An 8,335-nucleotide genomic window follows, 5' to 3' on the forward strand; every position below is an offset into this window, starting at 1 on the left:
TCGTCATTCGTCGCTCGGCTTTGTATCGCCGGTTCAGTTCCTGCAAGACTGGATCAAAGCTCAGCAGACCAAGGATGCTGCCGCGTAACCAGAGGCCTCTGGAAGGCGAAAAACCGAGGGAACCTCAAATCTTCGGTTGCTAGTTGCAACTTGAGAATACCCCCTTCAGTAATGTGCGGTTTGATATCCAGTATCAAGCCGACGTCGACGCGGTCAACAGTGTTGAACGTCGTCGGATTAGTGCCGCTGGTGCTGGAGAGACTAGCGTACGTTCCAGTTGTGATCGGCACGTTGTTGCCGACGATAATTTTTGCTTCTTGGTTATCTAGCGTGATGAGGTTAGGCGTCGAAAGTACGTTCGCATCCGACGTGCCGGCAAAGGCTTGCAGCAGCGCACCAAGCCCCTTCACGCCTAAAAAAATTCCGCACCACGCCGATATTGAGCCCCTGCGACAATGCCGCGTTCATGTTCGCGAGACCCGCGACCCCGCCCGCGAGCACGCTGCTTACGTTGATGATGCTGTTGCCGGTGCCAGTCGAGAGATTGGTGCCGCTCACGATGGTGTCATTCCCAAGCTGCCATTGAATTCCGAAGTTCGAGCTCGTATTTGAATTCAACTCAACGATAAGTGCTTCGATGTAGACCTGCGCACGTCGCGTGTCCAACTGATCGACCACCACGCGCAGATTTCGATAAAGTGGATCTGGTGCTGTAATGATCAACGAGTTCGACGCGGCATCGGCTTGGATCATTCCGCCTGCCGGATTGGCTTCGTCGCTGTTCGTGTTATTGTCATTGCCGAGCAGGCTAAGGGCACTGTTCTTGCCGTTTTAACCCGCGGATGAGCCGCCGTAGGACGAAGACGAAGAAGACGAAGATAGTGCGGCGGGCAGTGGCGGCGTGCCCGACGCACCAGTTGAAGAATTGTTGCCCCCCGACGAAGAGTTGGCGTTCGAACTAAACGAATTGGCGTCGCCTGCGCCATCGGTTGAGCCGCCACTATCACCCTTGCCGAGCATACCGCGCAAGGTTTTAGCAAGCGTCACTGCGTCTGCATTTTGAAGCGGTACAACATGCATGTTCCGAAGTTGTGTGGTCGGTGAGTCAAGTTCCTGCGCGAGCGTTTTGGCGGCTTTCAGTCGCGCTTCGTTCGATGCTCGCATCAGTAGCGAATTTGTTCGAGCGTAAGCAGTGACGGATACCTTCAATGTCGGATCGGAGTTGCCAATCGCTCCTGGATCAAGTACCGTGGAGAGCCGCTGCGCGGCATCTAGCGCGCTTGCATTTTGCAATGGCACGACTGCCACATGTTGGTCGGCGGTATCAATACCTGCGATGATTTGTGCAATCCGCTGGACGTTATCCGCGTAGTCGGTGACCACAAGTGTATTATTTGATGGATAGACAGCCACCGTGTTGTTGGGCGAAATCAGCGCACGTACGACAGGCAGGACATTGATAGCCGACTCATTCTTTAAATGAAAAATCTGCGTAACGACTTGATCGCCGCGCGCGATTGGCGTGTTGCCCACATAGGTAGGAACGCCCTGTGATTTAGCATCAGCCTCGGGAACGACCTTCAGCACGCCATGGTCTTGGACCAGCGAAAAACCCTGCATGCGGAGCGCCGATTGCAGAGTTTTCAGTGCACGGTCCCCGGCACCGGATTCTCCGAAACGACGTTGATCTGACCCGTTACGCGTGGGTCAACGATGATCGTTCTTCCCGTCGCAGCTCCGATTGCCTTCGCCACCTGATCGATTTGAGCGTTGACGAAATTCAGAGTCACTTGCGCGCGCGCACTCTGCGCAGTGATCAATCCAGCAAGTAAAAGGGCCACAGCCGCCCATCGGAGCATCTTACTATCTCTTTTCATAAAATTGATGTGTGTTCGTACCGCGACTCATACAAGCACCAATATGATTCGCCCACCGACTTCAATTGTCAGGCCGAGCCGGCAGGGATTCACGCAGACTATCAAGAGAGATGTGCCGCCCTCCGTCGGCTTCCTGAAGAACCCTGAACACCTTTTGCTCAGCGGGGGTGGAGATGACAAAGTCGTTGTACGCATTCAGCAGAAGATTTCGATAAACCATGAATAAGGTTGCATCGTGATCCGCGGACAGGCCTTCCGCCTGTCTAATGTACTGGAAGAAACGCCTTAGTATATGTAATCGACTTACGTTCACCACCTTATCGTCATATGAGATGGCGAAGAATCGGAAGAAGTCCTCAGCCGACGAAAGCTGGTGCAGCTTTTCAATCATTGCTTTCACGTGGTTGCTCCGTATCTGACAAAGTTGGCCGCGAAGCCGCCCGTAGCGACGGCGACGAGTTTTATGCCATCGCTAAGCGCTTTCTCGTTGACGAAGAGTCTTAGCTCGCCTGTGCCTTCTGACTTGGCGATCGACGGCAGGCAAGGTTCATGCCATCCCACCTAAACCTGAATGATGTTTCTAGCATTCATCGCCATTTTTGATGACCATAGGTGGGCCGGTGTCACGTCGCCTTGTCTGAATTGTCTGGATTCAGACAGCGCGGCACGTTGCGCGAAGTGCATCCGACCGGCTTCGACTATCAGCGAAACTTTACTGAACGTGAATTGGGACGTTGCTGGCGCAACCCAGTCTGCTCGTGCCAACACGAACGGACTTCGCCGCCGGATAGGTACCAGCATCACCTGTCTGATGATGGATGTAGGATAAGCCTACCTTTTCAAGCATTTTGAGTTACAGCGTTATCGCCTGCGTCGATAAAGCTTCCCTTAACACCTTGAAGCTACGCAGTTCCCGTACTCCTGGCAGGAGCAACAATTGTGCAGCATCTAACCGGTTGAAGCTCTCATTGCCGCGTGCACGAACGAGCAAGAAATAGTCAAACTCCCCGCTGACAGCGTGGCACGCAACGCAGCCCGACACTTTCTGCGCCGCTTTCTCGAATGCGGCAAACGCCTGGGGCGTCGAGCCGTCCAGCACGATCCCGATTACGGCGAACATGCCCGCGCCGAGGGCCTTCGCGTCGAGCAGTGCGACGACTCTTCGTATCAGCCCCACCTCCTTGAGCCGTTCCACGCGCCGCAGGCATGCCGGTGCACTGCGTTTCACTTTCGCTGCAAGGCTGACAATCGATAGCGAGGCGTCTTGCTGCAAGTGTCTGAGGATCGCGCAGTCTACGGAATCCAAGGCGGCCATGTCCTTCTGCGCGGCGACTGGATGCGCTGTCAATTTCATTGCACTCATCTCCCATCCGACGAATCAAAACCATTCGAAAAATGTATCGTTGTTTCATGCGTTGTCCGTGCAACCCGCCTTCCCGAGCGAGAGTCGCTCGCGTCAAACCATTCAATATCTGCTAACTTAGTGCCGCTATACAGCCCGCATTCAATGAGCGTGGCGCTAGTTTCTCTGTGCGCAGGACTAGCGCAGTCCAACGTCGAATGTAGACGTCCGTGATCGAAAACATCAACTGGTCAAAGAGAACGTCGTTCGACACGCGATGAGTCCCAAGGCACGCGCCTCGGATCTCGCTCACTTGTTCCCCATGGCGCGAGCAGATCTCCACTGCGCCGTTCCGAACATCGCTTCACTCTTGATAGCGACCTCAATGAGGCGAGTTCAACAGCGTGAATGATTTGGCTTGTCGGTTGCGCACTCGCCTCAGGGAAACTGATTATGCGGCTGAGCACGAGCGCTGTGGCTCAGTACTTGCTTTCCTTGCTTGTGTAGATGCACATCGTCAAGACGGATATCGTTCTCTATTAATTTCCCCCAGGAAGATCCATGATTTCCCAACGATCAAGCATATCGACAGAAACCCCGTGTGAATTTCTGACGCTCACGGCCCGAGCAGCAAAAGAAGCCGCCGAGCTTGTCGCACAGAGCCACGAAGAGCCGCTGTATATTCGGCTGCGTGCCGAATTTCGTGCTGGAGGACAGCTAGAATACTTTATTATCCTAGTTGACTCCGTAAGCGATTCCGACACGAAGGTGTTTACACAGGGTCTCACTGTATTCGTTGACGAGACCAGCCTAAGATATTTTATCGGCGCCCAGATCGACTATGAGGAAGATACCCCGCTTCCCCGCTTCGTGATTGAAATTCCGAGTGTATCAACATCTTGCGGCCGCAGTGAATCATTTTCCTCATGTCCGCGCTGACATCGTAGCATGCGGATATTTATATCGCTTGCACGAGGTCTCGATGCAGAACAAAGATGGCGAATCGGCAACGCGCGGACCACCGAATGGATGAGATTCACGCAATCGTCGACTAGTTTGCGCGCTGGTATCAAAAGTACCGGAATGAACGCACTCACGGGTTCATTCAGTCACCTAACACCCGTTGCCATCCATATGTGAGTACCGCCGGGAGACCAATCACGCTGGCATCAGCCGGCGGAGCACGAATCGCAACTGCACTGGATCGACGCCATACGTGGTGCGCCATGCTGTCCTCCACCATTACCAACCAATTTCCCTCGGGCACTGAGGCGCGTGGCTCGACAAACCCACGCTTTCTGGCAACATTAAGCTCACAAGCTTGCATCGAAGGGGCAATTCGACGCGCAAGGAGGACGCGCGAGGTCCGATCTTGAATAGTCGCAGTAGAATTGTGCTCTACGCCTCACTCCCGCTAGCCTGTTCGACTTGATTGAAACGGCCGCTCAACTCGCTGGAAATGCGCCGCACCTCAGTCTACAACGACAGTTCGAAGACGCAACGTTCACAGCGATCAAATTGATCGGGATCGAGCTGGCGAAACGCCTTCGCGAAGCATTCGGCGCTGTGGCAACTCGCCGCAAAGCCAAAGTCAGGCGTATCTGCGGATCGATCCAGTCGCTATAGGGTTCGCCGGCCGAGAGGGTGACCCTGAGCTGTTTGACCGAATGCGGCAACATCGGAAGCGAGCGGGCGAAGAGAGATGGAGGAGTTTGCGAGGCCGCCAGCTCTGTCATGCCGACGGGGGCGGCAGAAGAAGAATTCACGCACCGCTGCGTTTCGAAATGTGCCTGATAGTGGTGGATCATCAGCGGTTGATCCCGGTAAGCTCATGAATCCGGCACGGGCTCATGCCGCGCTCGAGCAACGTGAATATCGTGCTTTGCAAATGCGGCATAAAAACGTACACCACTTGGCCTCCTTCTTCTTCGAAGGAGCCAAGAACCGATGCCTTGCAACATCGTCCGTGGTCGCTCAGCCGCTTAGCGCGGGAACGTCAGACGTGGGGGTTTGAAATGCCCGTCGCCTGGCAATATAGTGCCCGCTTGGGCATCGCGCGCACGAGGCATAGGCAGTTCGTGTCTCTAGGCGCGTATCCGTCAGCTAGGCAGCGCGAAAGACGCGACTGCTTCGCGAAGAATCGCGACTTGGTCCCTGAGCGAATGCGCAGCCGCAGCGGCCTGCTCAATAAGTGCAGCATTCTGCTGCGTCACTTGGTCCATTTGGCCAATAGCCTGGTTTACCTCCTCTATGCCTTCACTCTGTCCGCGAGACGCATCACTGATCTCTTCCAGGATTTCATTCACGCGCTGCGCCGACGCGACGATATCTGTCATCGTTGAGCCGGCGTTGGCGACGAGCAATGCGCCTTCTTCAACGCTGACTGTCGACGTCCCAATTAGCGCCTTAATTTCCTTCGCCGCTGTTGCTGAGCGCTGTGCGAGGCTTCGCACTTCTGCGGCTACTACCGCAAAGCCCCGCCCCTGCGCACCTGCCCGCGCCGCTTCGACGGCCGCGTTTAGCGCGAGGAGGTTAGTCTGGAATGCGATTCCGTCGATTACTGCAATAATGTCACCAATCTGCCTTGAATTGCTCGTAATGTCTTTCATCTTGTTGATCACGTCGTCGACAACACGGCTGCCGCGGGTCGCGATCTCTGCGGCTTTGCTCGCCAGATCCGCAGCGATGGCCGCGCTGGCGGCGTTATGCTTCACATTCGCAGTCATGGCATCCATACTCGATGCGGTCTGCGCTAACGCCGCCGCTTGCTCCTCCGTGCGCTGCGACAGGTCCGTATTGCCAGCGGCAATTTCGGCTGCTCCCACATTGATATTCTCGGCACCGTGGGACACTCGCGAAATTGCATCGATGAGACCGCTTTGCATGACGTTCAGCGCACGTAATAAGCTCTCTCGGTTGTGATGCATGACAGGGACGGGAAAGGTAAGATCGCCGCGCGCCATGCGCTGTGTGGCCGCAACTGCCACTTCCAAGTCGCCGCCGAGCGAGTGTCTTATGCTGCGTAAGACGAGCAACATTAAAATAGTGGCGACGGACCCGAGGGCGACAGTGACTCCGATCCAGCGGACGAGTTCATTGTAGAACGCTTTTTGGACATCATCCATATACATGCCGGTGATGAGAATCCAATCCCACGACGCGAACCGGAGCGCATAACTCGTTTTAGGAACAGATACTTCACTCCCGGGTTTGGCCCACAAATACTCCACGAATCCGCCCTTACTCTCATCGGCCACGTTCACCAAATCGACGAAGAGGTGCCTGCCAGCCTTGTCGGTGAAGCTTGACATGTTCTTGCCGACGAGTTCAGGCTTGAATGGATGCATTAGCGCGACTGACTGAGAATTGATAACAGTAAGGTAGCCATCTGTGCCATACCGAATCGACGAAAGCACTTCCAAGGCCTGCTTCTTCGCCTGATCCTCGGGGATCGCATGCTGCTGCGAAAGCTGGTAGTAGTGACTGACGATCGAGTTGGCTTCTTCAATCAACAATGAGAGTTGCTCTTGACGATCTGAGATCGTCTTAGCCCGGTTCTGCCACGCACCAAAGAAGATAATCATGATGATCCCAACCCACAGGATCATGATTGTCGAGGTTAGTTTTCTATTGAGCGTCATGGCGTAAGTCTCTTTATATCGCAGAGCCGCTGCCTTCGCAACAGCATGAAGCGTCGGACTAGTCGGGCTATTCATCCATGTAGCTGTCCAACAACTGATTCAAAATTGCTTAGCTACACCTAATGCCGTGTACCTGGCACAAAGGGCTAACGGCAGGTCCGCGGTATGAGACCGCACACCGTCAGCGTCACTTCTGATGCAGCGTACGATCACTGATATCGACCAATTTCTCGAAAACTGCTGTCATCCAATTCTGATTATTGCGTAAGGATTCATCTGGCTAACTGCCCCACTATGTGAAGGTTTCGTGTACTACTCTTCAGGGCTGCAACGTGGACGTGGCACCCAAGGCTGCGTTGGACCAACCTGCGGCAATCACGCTCCGAGTAGGTCCCTCACGATCCACTTGCGGGTAGATTTGCATTGCCACGGACATACTTGGACGCAGCGCCGCCTCGACCAGCGCGTTTGCCCTTCTCGCCGCAACGCTGCCGCCCGTCGCGGCTGCTCGAAACGCCCTGCAACTCAGTGTCATGCTCTGACATACGCGTGCACTTCCCGACTGGCAAGCACTTGCCGGCCTCGCCGAGTGTCACTGCGTGGACGTCATTAATTGATTGCAAAAGGGGCCGATGGCCGCAACGGGGGCCTCGATGATCGGCGTATTGATGGCACCGCAGGATGGGCCAGGGAAACCACATTGCGGGCTCATGGTCTCTCAGGCGCCGGTCCAAACGAAACAAATTTCCGCAAACCTGGTACCGTCGAGCTTTTTTCCCCGGATGGCCGATGAAATCGGAGCAGGTTCGAAGTGTTCGAATATCGACAGGTCCTGGCGCGCGTCCGCTCACCCAGGGCAATTCCGACCGGGTCACCGCCAGCCCACGCCTGATGGGGCGTGGGAAGCTACACTGGACGGACGTCTCGAACTTTGGGTCATCGAGGTTGTCCGTGCCGACAGAAATTGCCCCGGGGCTTTTGCACTGGCGCAACTATGCCGGAAGCGATAACTCTCGTCCCCGGTTTAACTGACGTGGCAGTGATGCGTGAGCCGGTCCGCCAATGCCTTCGCCATCTCGCGTTGTGGCACACGCGGGACCATTCGCCGAAGTCGAGATTGATGGTAATCGCCCGCTCACTTGTGTTCGTACGGCCGGCCGAGCGGATGGAAGAGGAGCGCTCCGCCGACCCGCCTGAAGGGCTAAAGTTCGACGAGCATCACCAGCACGGCGCAGTACACCCAGCCGCAATCCGCTCCACGCGCCTCTCTTCCTTCTCCGGCTCCACGCGCAGTGGCGAGACCCACTGCCGATGATGCCGCACACGCCAATAGCGGTCACTAGCCCAGTGAACCAATGAAATTGCACTGATCTAATAGTGCATGGGCAAAATGAATTTGAGTGAAACCGAGCGCGAAGAGCTGATGTCGATGCAGCGCAGCCGCACGATGGCAGTTGGCCAGGTGAGGCGTGCGC

General features: G+C 55.4%; 4 protein-coding genes and 1 pseudogene. 1 reads left to right on the top strand and 4 read right to left on the bottom strand.

Going from position 1 to position 8,335, the window contains the following annotated elements:
• Nucleotides 1-128: 128 nt before the first annotated feature.
• From gspD to VSR34_RS36860, 3 genes and pseudogenes are all read right to left on the bottom strand, one after another.
• Nucleotides 129-1,877 (bottom strand): annotated as a pseudogene (gspD, locus tag VSR34_RS36850) (type II secretion system secretin GspD); the annotation flags it as partial.
• Between the two features lie 61 nt (nt 1,878-1,938).
• Nucleotides 1,939-2,277 carry a nitrogenase stabilizing/protective protein NifW gene (gene nifW / locus VSR34_RS36855; protein ID WP_342965057.1) on the bottom strand — a complete coding sequence of 113 codons (339 nt, stop codon included), beginning with the start codon at nt 2,275-2,277 and terminating at the stop codon, nt 1,939-1,941.
• A gap of 453 nt (nt 2,278-2,730) precedes the next feature.
• Entirely contained in the window at nt 2,731-3,231 is a 501-nt protein-coding gene (locus tag VSR34_RS36860) for an Lrp/AsnC family transcriptional regulator (protein ID WP_342965058.1), read from the bottom strand.
• 549 nt (nt 3,232-3,780) lie between these two features.
• On the opposite strand from VSR34_RS36860, the gene VSR34_RS36865 reads away from it, so the two are divergent.
• Nucleotides 3,781-4,158: an iron-sulfur cluster assembly accessory protein gene (locus VSR34_RS36865; RefSeq protein ID WP_342965059.1), complete on the top strand. Its 378-nt coding sequence runs from the start codon at nt 3,781-3,783 to the stop codon at nt 4,156-4,158.
• A gap of 1,160 nt (nt 4,159-5,318) precedes the next feature.
• Here VSR34_RS36865 and VSR34_RS36870 read toward each other — a convergent pair.
• The gene (locus VSR34_RS36870; protein WP_342965060.1) at nt 5,319-6,860 is read right to left on the bottom strand and encodes a methyl-accepting chemotaxis protein; all 1,542 of its coding nucleotides are present in this window, start codon (nt 6,858-6,860) and stop codon (nt 5,319-5,321) included.
• Nucleotides 6,861-8,335: the final 1,475 nt, after the last annotated feature.

This window comes from Paraburkholderia sp. JHI2823 (genome assembly GCF_038900695.1).
Lineage (GTDB): Bacteria > Pseudomonadota > Gammaproteobacteria > Burkholderiales > Burkholderiaceae > Paraburkholderia > Paraburkholderia mimosarum.

Excerpts from the sequence above, each read along its gene's own strand:
- VSR34_RS36860 (WP_342965058.1), bottom strand. The coding sequence starts at position 3,231 with ATGAAATTGACAGCGCATCCAGTCGCCGCGCAGAAGGACATGGCCGCC.
- VSR34_RS36870 (WP_342965060.1), bottom strand. The coding sequence starts at position 6,860 with ATGACGCTCAATAGAAAACTAACCTCGACAATCATGATCCTGTGGGTT.
- VSR34_RS36865 (WP_342965059.1), top strand. The coding sequence starts at position 3,781 with ATGATTTCCCAACGATCAAGCATATCGACAGAAACCCCGTGTGAATTT.